The organism is Dactylosporangium sp. NPDC051541 (assembly GCF_044454505.1).
Lineage (GTDB): Bacteria > Actinomycetota > Actinomycetes > Mycobacteriales > Micromonosporaceae > Dactylosporangium.
In genome coordinates this window covers 852,480-868,641 of the sequence record NZ_JBITDU010000004.1, presented here as the reverse complement: position 1 = coordinate 868,641, position 16,162 = coordinate 852,480, and the positions used below count along the sequence as shown (strand labels likewise).

Sequence of the window (16,162 nt, the reverse complement as noted above, 5' to 3'; positions counted from 1 at the left end):
CCCGCGAGCCGTTAGCGTCGGAAGCGTTATGCGTCGTTACATCATGTGGTCCATCGGGCTGCTCGCCTACATCGTTGCCGTCTTCCACCGTTCCTCCCTCGGTGTCGCGGGGGTCGAGGCCGCCGACCGCCTCGGTGTCGGCACCGCGCTGCTGTCGATCCTGTCGGTGACGCAGCTCGCCGTGTACGCGGCGATGCAGATCCCGGTCGGTGTCATGCTCGACCGGTTCGGCTCCCGGCGCCTCCTGGTGGTGGGGGGCACGCTGATGCTCGCCGGGCAGCTGGTCTTCGCCTTCGCCGGTGATGTCGGCACGGCGATCGCGGCCCGGGTGCTGATCGGGGTCGGCGACGCCATGACGTTCATCAGCGTCCTGCGGATCGTGGCGCTGTGGTTCCCGCCGCGGCGCAATCCGCTGATGGTCCAGCTGACCGGCATGGTCGGTCAGATAGGAGCGATTTCCTCGGCGGTACCGCTTGTGCTCCTCCTGCGCCACTTCGGCTGGACGACGACGTTCCTCGCCGCGGGTGCCCTTGGCGCGGCGGCGGTCCTCCTGGTCGTGGTCGCCCTGCGGGACCAGCCGGCCGGCGTCGCAGTACACCCGGCGCGGAAACGTGACTTCGGTCTGCGGCCCGCCTGGTCGCATCCGGGGACGCGGCTTGGCCTGTGGACGCATTTCGTGACCGGCTTCCCGGGCGGGGTGTTCGCGCTGCTGTGGGGGTATCCGTTCCTGACGCAGGGCGAGGGCCTGGCCCCGGGCACCGCCGCGCTGCTGCTGTCCGTCCTCACCGTCGGCGGCATCGTCCTCGGGCCGCTCGTGGGACATTTCTGCGGGCGGCTGCCGTACCACCGATCGACCTTGGTTTTGGGCATTGTCGGCTCGTCGGCTCTGGCGTGGACGGTGGTCCTGCTGTGGCCCGGCCGCGCCCCGCTGTGGGTGCTGGCGACGCTGGTCGTGGCCCTGACGATGAGCGGCCCCGGCTCGATGATCGGCTTCGACTACGCCCGCTCGTTCAACCCGGCCGACCGCATCGGCGGCGCGACCGGCATCGTCAACGTGGGCAGCTTCGTCGCCTCGATCCTGGCGATCGTCGCCATCGGCGTGGTCCTGGAGCTGCGCACCCCACCCGGCACGGACCACCCGTCCCTGGCCGCGTTCCGCTGGGCCTTCGCCGTGCAGTACGTCTTGTGGGCCGTGGGCGCCGTCCAGGTCTACCGTTACCGCCGCACCACCCGCCGCCACGTGGCCACCGCCGACCTGGCTCTCGCCGCGGCCTAGCACACCGCCGGCCGCGGCTGCGCAATGGCGCCGGCTCCGCCCCTGACGGGCGTCATGAGCGCAGTGCCGGATCCGCCGGCGATTGCCATCGGTCGGATCGGCGGCTTCGAATGGCTGTTCGTCCGCCATCATCCGGTTATGCCGGAGGAACGCCGGTGTCCCCCGTGCGCGTCAACCGATTGCCGAACGCGGCCCCAGCCTTGGTACGGTGCGGCTGGGCAAGGACGTCCATGAGGCATTTCGAGGAAACCGACGGGGTGCGCCGGATGACCGCAAACGAGTTCGCCTGGATCGACGAACTCATCGACTCCGCCGCCGACTCGCTCGACCTGCGCCGGCACGGGCTGGCGACGCTGCCCGCGAAGCTCTTCACACTGCGGCACCTTCGGGAACTGTATCTGCAAGACAATGCGCTGTCCGAACTGCCGCCCGAGATCGGCGAACTCACCGGGCTGCGGGTGCTGTATCTGCAGGGCAATCACCTGACGGCGCTGCCGCCGGAAATCGGCCGGCTCAAACATCTGCGGCGCCTGTATCTGCAGGGCAACCGGGTCCGTGAGCTGCCGGCCGAGATCGGGGAGTTGCGGGAGCTCGAGACGCTGCTCGTGCAGCGCAACGAGCTCACGTCGCTGCCGGCCGAGATCGGCGCGCTGGAGAGCCTGCGGGCGCTCGACGTGCAGAGCAACCGGCTGACCGGGCTGCCCGCGCAGATCGGTCAGCTGGAGAATCTGCGTGACCTGCAGGTGCAGCAGAACCGGCTGGACGAGCTGCCGCCCACGCTCGGGCTGCGCACCCAGCTCGAGCGGTTCGACGCCTCCGACAACCGGCTGACGTCGCTGCCGGCCGAACTCGCGAACGCGCTGTCGCCCGGCACGTACCTGCGGCTCGAGGGAAATCCGTTACGGGAGCCCATTCCCGAGCTGCTGGTCCGCGGCGTCGAGGCGTTGTGTGTCTATCTGCGCAGCATCCGCGACGGCGTCGCGCACTATGAGGCGAAGGTCCTGCTGATCGGTGAGGGCAACGTCGGGAAGACGTCGCTGGTCGCGGCCCTGCTCGATGAGCCGTTCGTCGCCGAACGGCCGACGACGCACGGCATCGAGGTCCGGCCCCTCATGCTGCGGCATCCCGCTGACGACGCGATCGTCAGTGTGCGGACGTGGGACTTCGGCGGCCAGGAGGTGTATCGGATCACCCACCAGTTCTTCTTCAGCCGGCGCGCGCTCTACCTGGTGGTCTGGCATGCCCGGGAAGGTACTGAGCAGAACGACGTCGAGGGCTGGCTGAGCCGAATCCGGCTCCGGGTCGGCGCGGCCGTTCCGGCGATGATCGTCGCCACCCACGGCGATGAGCGGTACCCCGATCTCGACTATCCGACCCTGCGGCGCAAGTACTCCGGCATGCTGACCGGTCCGGGCCAGCACATCGTCGACAGCCGAAGTGGCAGCGGCATCGATGCGCTGCGAGACGCGATGGCGGCCACCGTGGCGCGGCTGCCGCACATCGGGCAGATCCTCAGCGTCCGGTGGATCGCCGCGCGCGACGAGATCCTCGCGCGCGCGGCGTCGGAGCCGCAGATGGCGTTCGAGGACTTCCGGGCCGTGTGCGAGGCCAACGGCCTGGCCGATGACGAGGTCGAGACACTGGCCGAGCTCATGCATGATCTCGGCCAGGTCATCTATTACGGGGATGACGACGGGCTGCGGGACATCGTCGTGCTGAACCCGGAATGGCTCACGAAGGCGATCGGTTACGTGCTCGAAGATCGAGCCACCATCCATGCCAGGGGCATATTGGACCGCGGCCGGCTGCGCGAGATCTGGCGGGACCGTTCGGACGGACCGAACTACCCGCAACGCCATCATCGCTACTTTCTCCGGTTGATGGAGAAGTTCGACGTCTGTTACAGGATCGACGACGAGCGCTACAGCCTGGTGGCCCAGCTGGTGCCGCACGAACGGCCGCCGCTTCCGTGGGAGGCCGACTCGCCGCTGCCGGCCGGCGTGCGGCGGCTCGGACTCGTCTGCCGCATGAGTGAGCCGGCGCCGGGGCTGGTCCCATGGCTGACGGTCCGCCATCACCGCGCCAGCACGAACCGGCATTGGCGGCGGGGCGTCTTCCTGCGTCACCCCACACCCGCGTACGCCTCGGACGCCCTGGTCGAGCTGGTGGCGGAGCGGGAGCTTCGGATCGAGGTGCGCGCGCCTTCGCCCGACCTGATGTTCAACGTGCTCCGCGACAGCCTGGATGATGTGCTGTCCCGCTGGCCGGGACTGCAGTACGAGATGCAGGTCCCCTGCCCGACGGTGACCGCGGACGTTCCCGCTTGCCCCGGCTACTTCGGACTCGACGGCCTCATCCGACTTCGCGAGGCCGGCCACGAGCACCATGCCTGCATGCGCTGCGCCAGATCGTATGAGATCGCGCGCCTCCTCACCGGTTTCGGCTCGGGTGCCGGCCGGCTGCAGCCGACGATCGACCTGCTCCAGGACCAGATCGTGGTCATCAGGAAGGGGGTCGATCGCCTCGAGCTGTACGCCGCGCAGTCGGCGAACGCGATGCGCCGGGTGCTGATGGCGACAACGGCCGAGGTGGACGACTGCCCGCGGTTGTTCACGATCGAGGATCGCCCGGTCGGCCGGGTGCGCCGGCTGACGCGGAGGCCCGACCTGAGCGTCACGTTGTGGTGTGAGCACCCCGATGCCTGGCATCCGGTCGCCGAAGCGGAGTACGGCGTCGCCCGCTCGCGGGACTGGCTGCTGAAGATCGGCCCCTATGCCGCGCTGGTCGTGAAGTCGCTCCAGCTCGTCGTGCCCATCCTCGGGGCGGCGGTCGGCGTCGTGTTGAGCGAAGACGAGCTGAAGAAGGTCAAGCAGCACATCGAGCTCACCAAGACACTCGTCAGCGCACTGCCCGACTTCGACCAGGAGGACGTCATCTATCCGCAGCAGGAAGCCCCCGGACGGCTCACCGCGGCCGAAGGAGCCTCGCTGCGGATCTTCCGATCCTTCCTGTTCCAGGCGGACGCGTCGCGAAGCTTCGGCGGCATGCGCCGCGTCGCCGCGCCGTCCGGCGAGTTCCTGTGGGTCTGCCCGCACCACTACCACCAGTACGACCCCGGCCTTCCGGCGATTCCCGCGGGCGCCTAGCGATTCCACCGGGCGCCGCGCGGCCGCCCGGTGACCGGGACGGACAGGTTAAGGCTGCGGGGTCAGGGTCCGCCAGAGGAATTCGAAGGCCAGGGACCATTTGTAGGCCAGCTGGGTGTTGTCGGCGGCGCCGCCGTGGCCGCCTTCGATGTTCTCGTAGTACGTCACGTCCTTGTCGTGTTCCTGGAGCAGGGCGACCATCTTGCGGGCGTGGCCCGGGTGGACGCGGTCGTCGCGGGTTGAGGTGGTGATGAGCGTCGGGGGGTAGGGGACGGCTGGGCGGACGTTGTGGTACGGGGAGAACTGGGCGAGGTACGCCCAGTCGGCCGGGTTGTCGGGGTCGCCGTACTCGGCCATCCACGACGCGCCGGCCAGGAGCAGGTGGTAGCGCCGCATGTCCAGGAGCGGGACGGCGCACACGATCGCGCCGAACAGGTCCGGGTATCTCGTCAGCATGACGCCCATCAGCAGGCCGCCGTTGGAGCCGCCCTCGGCGCCGAGCTGGTCGCGGGTCGTGATGCCCCTCGCGACCAGGTCGGTGGCGACCGCGGCGAAGTCCTCGTAGGCCCTGGGGCGCTGGTCGCGCAGCGCCGCCCGGTGCCAGGCGGGGCCGTACTCGCCGCCGCCGCGGATGTTCGCGACCACGTACGTGCCGCCGCGGGCCAGCCAGCCGCGGCCGACGATCGCGTTGTACGCGGGGACCCTCGACACTTCGAAGCCGCCGTAGCCGGACAGCAGCGTCGGGGCGGGGGCGGCGCCGGGGCGGCCGACCACGAAGTAGGGGATCTGGGTGCCGTCGGCGGACGTGGCGAAGAACTGCCGGGTTTCCAGGCCGTCGGCCGGGAAGTAGGCGGGGCCCTGCCGCAGCACCGCCGGGGCGGCGGTGCCCAGGGTGCCGAGGCGCAGCGTCGGCGGGAGGGTGAAGCCGCTGGACAGCAGGAGGTACTGGTCGTCGTTGTCCTTGTTGGTGTTCCACACGTCGGTCTGGCCGAGTTCGTCGCCGAGGACGGTCCGGTGCCAGTCACCGTCCACATAGGACAGGAGCTCGAGGCGGCTGCGGACGTCCGCGAGCAGAACCAGGATCAGGCCGGTACGGGTCCACGCGGTGTAGCTCAGCGACGTGTGCGGGTCCGGTGTGAACAGCACCCGCAGGTCGCGCTCACCGGACACGTAGGCGTCGAGGCGGGTGATCAGCAGCGTGCCCGCCGGGTGGGTTTCGGCGCCGGCCGTCCAGTCGGTGCGGACCCGGATCAGCAGCCACTCGCGGTGGATGTCGACGTCGGCGTCGGTCGGCACGTCCAGTTCGACGGGGGGAACGTCGCCGATCAGGAGGTACCGCCGCGCATTGAAGAAGTCCGTCGCCTGGCGGATGATCGCCCGGCGCGCGTCGGAGGACGGGTCGGACGTGATGCGGACCGACACGTCGTCCGCGGAGCCGGCGAAGACGACCGGGGCCTCGGCGAGCGGCGTGCCGCGGGTCCAGCGGCGGACCTCACGCGGATAGCCGGAGGACGTCAAAGAGCCAGGGCCTGTGTCGGTACCCACAAAAATGGCATCTTCGTCTATCCAGCTGACGCTGCTCTTCGCCTCCGCCAGTGCGAAGCCGTCGGCGACGAACTCGAGCGTGTCCAGGTCGAACTCGCGCACGACGGACGCGTCGGCGCCGCCGCGGGACAGGGCGACCAGGCAGCGGTGGTCGCCGCCGGACGGACCTGTGCGCAGGTAGGTCGCGCCCTGCCAGACCCAGTTTTCGCCCTCGGCCGCGGCCAGGGCGTCGAGGTCGAGGACGAGCTCCCAGCCGGGGTCGCCGGACCGGTAGGCGTCCATCGTCGTGCGCCGCCACAGGCCGCGCTTGTGCACGGCGTCCTTCCACAGGTTGTAGACGCGTTCGCCGTGCCAGGCGATGAGCGGGATGCGGTCGTCGGCGTCGAGGACGGCCCGGATGTCCTCGTTGAGCTCTTTGAACCGGGCCGTGTCGGTGAGCTTGGCGACCGTGGCCGCGTTCTGCTCGCGGACCCAGTCCAGCGCCCGCTCACCGAGCACGTCCTCCAGCCACAGATGCATTGGATCAGTCTGACCGAACGGCGACGGGTTCGGCCAATCGTTCGCGGCCTTTGATCTGCGCCGCGAACGTCGACGCGGACACCGCCTTGCCCCACAGCCAGCCCTGCGCCAGGGGCACCCGCAACGCCGACAGCACGTCGCGCTGGGCCGTGGTCTCGACGCCCTCGGCCACCACCGCCAGGTTCAGGGCGCTGCTCATGGCGACGACGGCGCGGACGATCTCCTCGTCCTCGGTGCTGGCGCCGAGTCCACCGACGAACGAACGGTCGATCTTCACGCCGGTGACGGGATGGCGGCGGAGGTACCCCAGCGCGGAGAAGCCGGTGCCGAAGTCGTCGACGGAGATCCGGACCCCGAGCTCGCGCAGGCGCAGCAGGAGGCGCTCGGTGAGCTCGCCGCCCTCGACCATGACCGACTCGGTGATCTCCAGGACCAGATTGGCCGCCGGGACGCGGGACTGGGCCAGGATCGCGGCGACCCGGTCGGCGAACGCGGCGTCGCCGAGCTGGCGCGGGGAGACGTTGACCGACATCCAGAAGTCCGGGTCGACGACGCCCTTGTCGCGCCAGCGGGCCAGCTGCTGCACCGACTCGCGCAGCACCCAGGCGCCCAGCGCCGAGATGAGGTTCGCGTCCTCGGCGACGGCGATGAACATGTTGGGGCCGATCCAGCCGCGGACCGGATGCTCCCAGCGGACCAGGGCCTCGGCGCCGACGGTGCGGGTGCCGAGGCCGTCGGTGAGGTCGACGATCGGCTGGTAGGCGATCGACAGCTGCTCCTGCGCGACCGCGGCCCGCAGCGCCACCTCGATCTCGACGCGCTCCCGCACGGCGTCGCGCATCGAGGCGTCGAACACCGTCCAGCGGTTGCGGCCCTGCTCCTTCGCCTGGTACATCGCGGTGTCGGCGTCGCGCATGAGGGCCTCGGCGGTGTCGTGGGTGTCGGCCCGCACGATCCCCATCGACGCCCCGATCACGACCTCGGCCGTCGCGTCGTCGCCGCCCGCGATGACCAGGGGCCGCTCGACGCACTCCATGATCCGTCGGGCGCCGGCCATCGCCTCCGGCTCGGTGCAGCGCTGCACGACGACGAACTCGTCGCCGCCGACCCGGGCGACGGTCGCCGCGGCCGGCAGCGCGTGCCGCAGCCGGGCCCCGACCTGGATGATCAGCTTGTCCCCGGCGGCGTGCCCCCACGAGTCGTTGACGAGCTTGAACCCGTCGAGGTCGAGGTAGAACATCCACACCTCGCCGGGGCCGCGCTCGGCGAGGCGCCGGTCGACCATGATCTGCAGCAGCCGCCGGTTGGGCAGGCCGGTGAGCGGGTCGTGGGTGGCCTGGTGCTCGAAGCGGCGCTGGGCGGCGGCGTGGCTCTGCACCGCGTCCGAGGCCCGCACGAGCAGCAGCGCCACGATGGCCGCGCCGCCGACGCCGAGGATCCAGCGCGACGGAGCCGACTGCAGAGGCAGAAGGACAGTCAGCGCAAATGGTACTGCCACCGCCGGCCCGATGATCAGCATGCGGGCCGGTGACCAGGCCTGCGCCGGCAGGGGCGTCGATTGCGCGAGTGCCTTGGCGGTCGGGTGCAGCGCCGCCGCCCCACCGGCCGTGAACGCGAGCAGGAACGGCAGGTCGAGCAGCTTCGAACCGGACAGCTCGCCGTGCCGGCCGATGACCGCGTAGCCGAGATCGCCCGCGAAGATCAGCAGCATCATGGCCCCGAGGAGCTGGAACGAGCGCTGCCGGACGGCGGTGGTGAACGCCATGTTCACGCCCAGCAGCAGGACCACGATGTCGAGCAGCGGGTACCCGCCGGCCAGGACGCTGACCAGCGGCGGCCGCCCCGAGATGGCGATCGCCGGGAGCACGAACAGCAGCGTCGAGGCGACGGCCGCGCCGATGCACACGATGAGCCCGTCGAGCAGGGCGTGCCGGTTGATGCCCCACCGGTTGAGGAAGCTGACCATGCCGGCGATGAACAGGCCGAACCCGCAGACGGCGAAGACGTCACCGAGCTGGCCCAGCGGGTACGGGTGCTCGACGAACAGTGCCCGGACGACGATCCCGACCAGGAAGAACAGCGCCGCCGCGGTGAGCAGCCGCCACGGCCGCCGCGGGCGCACGTCGTGCAGGCGCGGCCCGGCCGCCCAGGCCAGCGCGGACAATCCGCCGACGAGCGGGAACGCCAGCCCGGGCAGCACGTCGAGCGCCCACAGCGCGGTGGCCGTGCACCCGAGCCCGAGCAGGCCGATCCACAGCCGGTCCCGCACCATGTGCGACAGATCGGCGGTACGTCCACGATCCTGAGCTTTATTTCTTGCGCATTACGAAACGTTGCGGGCCGCGCACGTATTGCTACGCTGGCTGGATGGAGCCACCGGGCCTGCGCGAACGCAAGAAACAGGCGACCCGCCGGGCCCTCGCCCTGGCCGCGCTGCGCCTGAGCGTGGAGCGCGGCTTCGACGGCGTCCTCGTCGAAGACATCGCCGCCGAGGTCGGCGTCTCCCCCCGGACGTTCAACAACTACTTCTCGTCGAAGGCCGAGGCGATCTGCGCCCTGGCCGTCGACCGCGCCCAGCGCGCCGGCGCCGCCCTGCGCGCCCGCCCCCCGGACGAACCCCTGCGGGCCGCGATCGAGGCGACGATGCTGGCCGAGTTCGCGACCGGCGCCATCCCCGAACACGTCCCCGACCGCGTCTGGTTCGCCGGCCTGCGCATGGTCTTCGCGACCCCGGCGATGCAGGGCGAATACCTCCGCGTCCGCGCGGCGATGCAGCAGGCCCTGTCCGCCGCCATCGCCGACCGCCTGCACCTGCCCCCGTCGTCCCTGCTGCCCGACGTGATCGGCGGGGCGGTGGCGGCCGCGTGCGACGCGGCCAGCCACCGCTGGATCGAGGCCGACCCCCCGGTGGCGCTGCTGCCGCTGCTGGAGGAGGCCCTGCGCCACCTCGCCGACTACTGAGCCGCGCCGGGACCGGCGGGCACCGGTCCGCTCATGTGGACACCTCGGCGGCGCGGTGGCGGGCGTCTTCGATGATGTGGTCCGCGTCGGTCCAGCCGTGGTCGGCGTATTCGGTGCGCAGGTCGTCGATGGCCCGGTCGAGGGTGGGGGACGGGCCGTGTTCGGCCAGGAGGATGACGACCGGTTCCCACATGGCGCCGCCCAGGTCCGGGAGCGCGTGCAGGAGTTCCGCGTAGCGGCCGGGGCGCAGGAGGTCCACGGCCACGGCGGCGGTGGTGCGGGCGGCGCCGGTCAGGCGGGTGGCGGCGTCGTCGAGGTGTTCGGGGGTGGTCGCGGCCGGCCAGGCACCCGGGGTCAGGGGGAGGTGGTGGTGACCGGTCGGCGGGGTCAGGCGGCGCTCCAGGAAGCCGATGCGGTGGTCGGCGGCCCGCTCGTCGTAGGGGATCGGGGATTGGCCCCAGCCGGCGGCGCGCCGGTTCTGGTACCGCCACCACGCCGCCGGGACCACGTCCAGGCCCAGGCCGACGAAGATGGTGCCGGCCTCGACCTGGCGCATGATGCGGCGGCCGACGCTGATCCGGGCGACGCCGTCGTCGGTGACGATCGTCCAGTGGCCGCCCCGGCCGGAGAAGCCCAGTGGGCGGACCACCGCGGCGATGTCGCGGTTCAAGCGGCTGGTCACCTGCGCGGGGGTGGTCACCGGGAGACGGTATCGGCGCCAGCGCCACTGGGGTGCCCCGAAAGGGCCTAGTTTCCTAGGAAGCGAAACGCACCGTGGTGCCGATCAACGATGTGGTGCCGGTCAGCGCAGGCCGGCGGGGAGGTAGCCGGCCCGCAGGGCGCCGACCGATGACGGCGGGGTGAGGAGGTCCGCGCGGTCCGGGAGTGGCTGTGGCGGGCCGTAGCCGGTGCTGGTCCAGGGGCGTAAGCGCTGCCCGGCGATCAGGCCGACGGTGCCGGCGTGGCGAACCATGGCGCCGTCGGGGAGGTCGGCGCAGCGGGTCGGGCGGGTGAGCTGGCGACGGGTGCGGGGGTCGACGCGTTCGGCGTGCAGGCGGGTGTCCATCTCGCGGGCGCGGGGGCGGCGGGGGAGGCCGGCGGCGGCGCGCCAGGCTTCGGCGTAGGCGTTGAAGGCGGCCCGGCGGCAGTAGGCGCACGGGCGGTGGCCGGCGGCGAGGGCGGTCGCCTCGTCGAGGAAGAACAGGGCGGTCCAGCGGCCCGGGGGCATCGGGTCGCGGCGGACGTCCTTCCAGGTGAGGGTGCAGCAGATCCAGGCCTTGGACCGCCAGCGGGCGGTGCCGAGGGTGCGGCCGGTGCCGTGCAGGCAGCCGCGGTTGCCCATCAGTGTCCCGCGGGCCGGGTCGGCGACGATCTCGCCGGTGGGCCGGACCCGGTTGGGCAGCGGGCGGCGGTCCATCTGGCTCAGCCCATCGTGGCGAGGCGTTCGCCGAGGTCGGTGTGGCGGTAGTTGAGCCGGCGGCCGGCCCGGGCGGCGACGATCAGGCCGGCGTCGCGCAGGGCGGTCAGATGGTGGGAGGCGGTGGCCGGGGCCAGGCCGAGGCGTTGGGCCACGTCGCCGGTGCTCGACGGGGTCTCCAGCAGCGTGAGGACCGCGGCTCTCGTCGCGCCCAGGAGGGCGGCGAGGGGCTCCGGCGGGGGTTCGGGGGCGGCGAAGAGGGCGGCGACCGCGCGGGGTGGGTACCACAGGGCGCGGCCGGCGTCGCAGTCCATGATCCAGGCTTTTTGGCCGGTGAACGCGGTCGGGAGCAGGTACAGGGGGGCGCCGTGCAGGGACCAGGGGTGGACCTCGGTGCCCTTGAGGTAGTCGAGGTGCAGGGTGTCGGGGTCCCAGCGCATCCGCGGGTGCAGGCCGGCCAGGAGGCTGTGCGGGCCGGGGAAGGCGGCGGTGGTGGTGCGGTGGGCGATCTCGTTGTCGGCGGCGGCGCGCAGGCGGGGCCAGATGTCGGCCAGGGCGATCGTGAAGTACTGGCGGATCTGGTGCAGCAGCGGCGGGATCAGCTTGACCGGGTCGAGGTCGGTGAGGCCGGCGCAGGCGAGCTCCTCGGCGATCCGGCCGGGCGGGGTCGCGGCGATCGCGGCGAGTTCGGACTCGAGGGTGGGGCGGGCGGTGGCCGGGACCGGGGTCAGGAAGTCGGGGATGCTGCCCCGGGCGTGGGTGCCGACGATCCGCCACAGCAGGTCCAGGCCGTCGGTGCTGGTCCCGAGACGACGACGCCATCGGGTGTACTGCCACGAGTCGTCGCGCAGCGCGAGTGCGCTGGTGACCACCTCGGCCATCGGGGAGTGGGCGAAGCGCAGCCGCAGGAGGTCGTCGGGGGTGAGCTCGAGCCGCTTCACAGGTTCCATTCGAGCACGGTCGAACGGCTTCGGCCCAGGGTGTGCGCGGTCATAGCGTCCGATCATGCAGTACACGAAGCTGGGGCGCTCGGGATTACAGGTGTCGCGGTTGTGCCTGGGCACGATGAACTTCGGGTGGCAGCTCGGGGAGGACGAGAGTCACGCGATTCTCGACCGTGGCCTGGAGCTGGGGATCAATTTCTTCGACACGGCCGACATGTACGGGGGCCGGGCGTACGAGGGGACGTCCGAGACCTATATCGGGTCGTGGTTCAAGCGCAGCGGCAAGCGGGACGATGTGGTGCTCGCCACGAAGGTGTACCAGCCGATGGGGGACGGACCCAACGACCGGGGACTGTCGGCGCGGCACATCGTCGCCGCGTGCGAGGCGTCGCTGCGGCGGCTGGGGACGGACCGGATCGACCTGTACCAGATGCACCACGTCGACCGCGGCACGCCGTGGGAGGAGATCTGGCAGGCGATGGACCGGCTCGTCGCGCAGGGGAAGGTGGTGTACGTCGGCAGCTCCAACTTCGCCGGGTGGCATCTGGCCGGGGCGCAGGCCGCGGCGATGAAGCGGCACTCGCTGGGGCTGGTGTCGGAGCAGTTGAAGTACAGCCTCCTGACCCGGCATGTGGAGCTGGAGGTGGTGCCGGCCGCGCAGGCGCTCGGGATCGGGCTGCTGCCGTGGTCGCCGCTGGCGCAGGGGTTGTTATCGGGGGCCCTGCGCAAGCTGCGGGACGGCGTGGACGGCCGGACCACCTCCCACGCGGCGGCCCGGGTCGCGGAGCATCGGGAGACGCTGGAGCTGTATGAGGCGTTCTGTGCCGAGCTGGGTCTGGACCCGGCGGCGGTCGCGCTGGCGTGGCTGTTGACGCGGCCCGGTGTGACGGCGCCGATCATCGGGCCGCGGACGGTCGAGCAGCTGGCAGTACCCATGCAGGCTCTGGAAACGACGCTCACCGATGACGCTGAGCGACGGCTGAACGAGTTGTTTCCCCCGGTCGGGAACGGCGGACCCGGGCCGGAGGCGTGGGCGTGGTGATTGTCGGGCGATCCGTTCCGGCCGGTCCCTATCGGTATGACAGGGCTTTGGAAATCCTGTCGGGTGAACGGTGCGTTCTCGTCACGGGGTCGTGACTTTCCGTTGCCCGTCACCCATCGTGGTTTCTCGGAAGCTCCACGGATGGGGAGAGTTGATGGGGAAACCGAAAACGGGACGGCGCTGGGGTGCGGTAGCGGCCGCGGCGGCGGCGCTCGGCGTCGTGGCCGCGGCCAGCCCGGCCGCGGCGGCACTGCCCGGCGACAGCGGTACGGCCCGGACGGCCGGGGGCGGGTTCCTGGCCGACGAGTGGCCGGCGACCGCGGGAACGACGTTGAAGACGGTCCGATCGATCGTGCGGGCCGACACCGGCTCCGCGTCGTCGCTGACCGGGCAGGGTGTCGGGATCGCGCTCGTCGACACCGGCATCGCGCCGGTGACGGGGCTGCCGGCCGGGCAGGTCGTCAACGGCCCGGACCTGTCGTTCGAGTCGCAGTCGGCGCAGCTGCGCTACCTCGACACGTTCGGGCACGGCACGCACATGGCCGGCATCATGGTCGGCAACGACAGCGCCGGCGGTACCGTCGGCCTCGCCCCCAGGGCCAAGGTCACCTCGGTGAAGGTCGGGACCGCGACCGGTGCCGCCGACGTGACGCAGATGATTGCCGCGATCGACTGGGTCGTGCAGAACCGCAACTACGACCCGGCGAACCCGATCCGGGTCCTGAACCTGTCGTACGGGACGGCGGGGATGTCCGCGCAGAGCGTCGACCCGCTGATGTACGCGGTCGAGCAGGCGTGGCAGGCCGGGATCGTGGTCGTCATCGCCGCCGGCAACGACGGGACGACGACGGCGGCGCTGACGAACCCGGCGATGGACCCGTTCGTGGTCGCGGTGGGCGCGTCGACGACGAAGCAGACGACGTCGACCGGCGACGACGAGCTGGCGTCGTTCACGAACGGTTCAGCGGCGGCCCGTAAGGTCGACCTGCTGGCGCCGGGCGAGTCGATCGTGTCGCTGCGCGACGTCGGGTCCTATGTGGACCAGACGTACCCGGGGGCGCGGGTCGGTGACACCGGCTTCAAGGGCTCGGGGACGTCGCAGGCGGCGGCGGTCGTGTCGGCGTCGGCGGCGCTGCTGCTGCAGCAGCGGCCCGGGCTGAGCGCGGACCAGGTCAAGGCGCTGCTCGTGAACGGGGCGACGACCTTGAGTACGGGTACCGGCCGAGGCTTCAAGGAATTGAACGTGGCCTCGTCGGCCGCCCTCGGCACACCGGCGACGACGCAGACGTTCGCGAAGGGCACCGGGACGGGTTCGGTGGAGACCGCCCGCGGCGGGAACCATCTCACCGTCGACGGGGTCGCGCTGAGCGGCGAGCGGACGATCTTCGGGCCGTTCAACAACGCGGCGTGGGCGTCGCAGGCGGGGCAGCGGACGTCGTGGAACGGTGGCGTCTGGATGGGCTACCGGATGGCCGGTGACACGTGGACCGGCGACGGCGGCACCGGCGGCACGGGGCAGATCGCGGGCCTGGCCGGCAAGTGCATCGACGTGCAGAACCGGCAGAGTCTCAACGGGACGCCGATCCAGCTCTACGACTGCAACAACACGCCGGCGCAGTACTGGCAGCTGCAGGCCGACGGTACGGTGCGGGCGCTGGGCAAGTGCCTGGACGTGACGTCGGCGGGCAACCAGAACGGCACGAAGATCCAGCTGTTCGACTGCAACGGGACCCCGGCGCAGCAGTGGAAGGTCACCTCGGCCCGGCAGCTGATCAACGCCGGTTCGAACCGCTGCCTGGACGTCACCGACTGGAACCCGGCGAACGGGACCCAGCTGCAGCTGTGGGACTGCCTGGACCAGGACAACCAGCGGTGGGTGCCGCCGTACACGTCGCGGACCTGGTCGGCGGCGACGTGGGGCGGGACGCCGTGGACGGGGACCGGTTCATGGAGTGACCCGGAGTGGTCGGAGCAGTACTGGACCGGGCACTACTGGTCGGGGCACTACTGGAGCGGGCACTACTGGTCGGCCGACGACTGGTCGACGTCCAGCTGGTCCTGAACCTGGATTACCGGACGCCGTGCTCCTCGAGCACGGCGTCCGACAGTGCCGGCCACACCTCGGCGGCCCAGGTGTCGAAGTCGCGGTCGGTGAGGCCGGCGAGGGCCAGGTTCGCTTCGGGGTCGACCCAGAGGAACGTGCCGGACTTGCCGAAGTGCCCGAACGTGCGCGGCGAGTTGCGGGCACCGGTCCAGTGCGGGGACTTGTGGTCGCGCAGCTCGAAGCCGAGGCCCCAGTCGTTGGGGTCCTGGCGGCCGAAGCCGGGCAGGACGCCGGTGACCCCCGGGTATTGCACGGTGACCGCCTCCGGCATCAGGTCGGGGACGAGCGACGGGTCGAGGAGCTCCTGGCCGAGCAGCGCCAGGTCGGAGACGGGCCCGATCGCGCCGGCGGCGGGGGAGCCCGCCAGGCGGGTGCCGCCCATGCCGAGCGGGCGCAGCACCGACTCGGTCATCAGCTCGTCGAACGTGCCGCCGGTGCGGGTGAGGACGAACTCGGCGAGCAGTTCGAACCCGCGGTTGGAGTAGATGCGTTTGCGGCCCGGCTGGGCCAGGACCCCGTCGCCCTCGAACGGCACCCCGGACGTGTGCGCGAGGAGGTGCCGGACGGTGGCGCCGTCGGGCCCGGCGTCCTCGTCGAGCAGGACGTCGCCCTTGTCGACGGCGACGAGGACGGTCAGGGCGGTGAGCAGCTTCGTGACCGACGCCCACGGCAGCGCGACGTCGGGCCCGCGGCTGTCCCGGACCCCGTCGGGGCCGACGACCGCGACGGCGGCGGTGTCGACGGGCCAGCTGGTGACGAGGTCGAGTGCGCTCACCCGTCGAACCTACGGCACCGCGCGGCCCGCCGCCGGGTGGGGCCGGGCCTAGACGCAGGGGATGTTGCCGGGGCCCTTGGCCGCCGCGGTGACGGTGTTGTCGCAGCTGAACGTGCTGCCGAGGATCGGGCCGTTGACCTCGGCCTTGGGTCCAGCCGGCGGCCGCCGCGCTCCAGGAAGGCGTCGAGGTGCGGGCGGGCCGGCTCGCGCCGGTCGGCCGGGGCCGGAAACTCCAGGTCCCGTTCGAGCTCCCAGTCCCGCACGCCGTTGCCGGTGCAGGCAAGGACGAACCGGGTCTGCGTATCGGGGACGCATTGGGAACTGCGGCATGAGGACGTCCGGACTGCCGACGGCGTGGTGCACGTCCGCGCCCGCGAGAACGCCAAAGGCGCTCGCGCCAAGACGTGGGAGCGGCAGGTACCGGCCGACGTCA

Annotated in this window: 11 protein-coding genes; 5 read left to right on the top strand and 6 right to left on the bottom strand. The window is 71.6% G+C overall.

Translation table 11 applies throughout. The features are described 5' to 3' along the window. Window positions 1-28 precede the first annotated feature (28 nt). Both ACIA8L_RS23565 and ACIA8L_RS23560 read left to right on the top strand, forming a co-directional pair. Window positions 29-1,276: a nitrate/nitrite transporter gene (locus tag ACIA8L_RS23565; RefSeq protein WP_395907883.1), complete on the top strand. Its 1,248-nt coding sequence runs from the start codon at window positions 29-31 to the stop codon at window positions 1,274-1,276. Then, complete coding sequence (locus ACIA8L_RS23560; RefSeq protein ID WP_395907881.1) at window positions 1,186-4,422, top strand: COR domain-containing protein; 3,237 nt, start codon at window positions 1,186-1,188, stop codon at window positions 4,420-4,422. Before ACIA8L_RS23565 ends, ACIA8L_RS23560 begins: the two co-directional genes overlap by 91 nt. A 48-nt stretch (window positions 4,423-4,470) precedes the next feature. On the opposite strand, the gene ACIA8L_RS23555 is transcribed toward ACIA8L_RS23560, so the two are convergent. Together ACIA8L_RS23555 and ACIA8L_RS23550 are read right to left on the bottom strand one after the other, a co-directional pair. After that, a complete protein-coding gene (locus ACIA8L_RS23555; protein WP_395907880.1) occupies window positions 4,471-6,486 on the bottom strand; it encodes a prolyl oligopeptidase family protein in 2,016 nt (671 codons plus the stop codon). A gap of 4 nt (window positions 6,487-6,490) precedes the next feature. After that, window positions 6,491-8,758 carry a putative bifunctional diguanylate cyclase/phosphodiesterase gene (locus ACIA8L_RS23550; RefSeq protein WP_395907878.1) on the bottom strand — a complete coding sequence of 756 codons (2,268 nt, stop codon included), beginning with the start codon at window positions 8,756-8,758 and terminating at the stop codon, window positions 6,491-6,493. A gap of 95 nt (window positions 8,759-8,853) precedes the next feature. Between ACIA8L_RS23550 and ACIA8L_RS23545 the strand changes: the two genes are divergently transcribed. Then, on the top strand, window positions 8,854-9,447 hold the full coding sequence (locus tag ACIA8L_RS23545; RefSeq protein ID WP_395907876.1) for a TetR family transcriptional regulator: 594 nt from the start codon (window positions 8,854-8,856) through the stop codon (window positions 9,445-9,447). 31 nt (window positions 9,448-9,478) lie between these two features. On the opposite strand, the gene ACIA8L_RS23540 is transcribed toward ACIA8L_RS23545, so the two are convergent. The 3 genes from ACIA8L_RS23540 to ACIA8L_RS23530 all read right to left on the bottom strand — a co-directional run bounded on the left by ACIA8L_RS23540 (window position 9,479) and on the right by ACIA8L_RS23530 (window position 11,814). Then, entirely contained in the window at window positions 9,479-10,147 is a 669-nt protein-coding gene (locus ACIA8L_RS23540; protein ID WP_395907874.1) for a hypothetical protein, read from the bottom strand. Between the two features lie 102 nt (window positions 10,148-10,249). Continuing rightward, complete coding sequence (locus ACIA8L_RS23535; protein ID WP_395907872.1) at window positions 10,250-10,864, bottom strand: hypothetical protein; 615 nt, start codon at window positions 10,862-10,864, stop codon at window positions 10,250-10,252. Between the two features lie 5 nt (window positions 10,865-10,869). After that, window positions 10,870-11,814 (bottom strand): ArsR/SmtB family transcription factor, encoded by a 945-nt coding sequence (locus tag ACIA8L_RS23530; RefSeq protein ID WP_395907870.1) that lies wholly within the window; start codon window positions 11,812-11,814, stop codon window positions 10,870-10,872. A gap of 55 nt (window positions 11,815-11,869) precedes the next feature. Here ACIA8L_RS23530 and ACIA8L_RS23525 point away from each other — a divergent pair, with 55 nt between their 5' ends. Both ACIA8L_RS23525 and ACIA8L_RS23520 read left to right on the top strand, forming a co-directional pair. Continuing rightward, the gene (locus ACIA8L_RS23525; protein WP_395907868.1) at window positions 11,870-12,850 is read left to right on the top strand and encodes an aldo/keto reductase; all 981 of its coding nucleotides are present in this window, start codon (window positions 11,870-11,872) and stop codon (window positions 12,848-12,850) included. A 154-nt stretch (window positions 12,851-13,004) separates the two neighbouring features. Then, window positions 13,005-14,912: a S8 family serine peptidase gene (locus ACIA8L_RS23520; RefSeq protein ID WP_395907867.1), complete on the top strand. Its 1,908-nt coding sequence runs from the start codon at window positions 13,005-13,007 to the stop codon at window positions 14,910-14,912. Window positions 14,913-14,919: 7 nt separating this feature from the next. On the opposite strand, the gene ACIA8L_RS23515 is transcribed toward ACIA8L_RS23520, so the two are convergent. Then, window positions 14,920-15,729 carry a serine hydrolase domain-containing protein gene (locus tag ACIA8L_RS23515; RefSeq protein ID WP_395907865.1) on the bottom strand — a complete coding sequence of 270 codons (810 nt, stop codon included), beginning with the start codon at window positions 15,727-15,729 and terminating at the stop codon, window positions 14,920-14,922. Window positions 15,730-16,162: the final 433 nt, after the last annotated feature.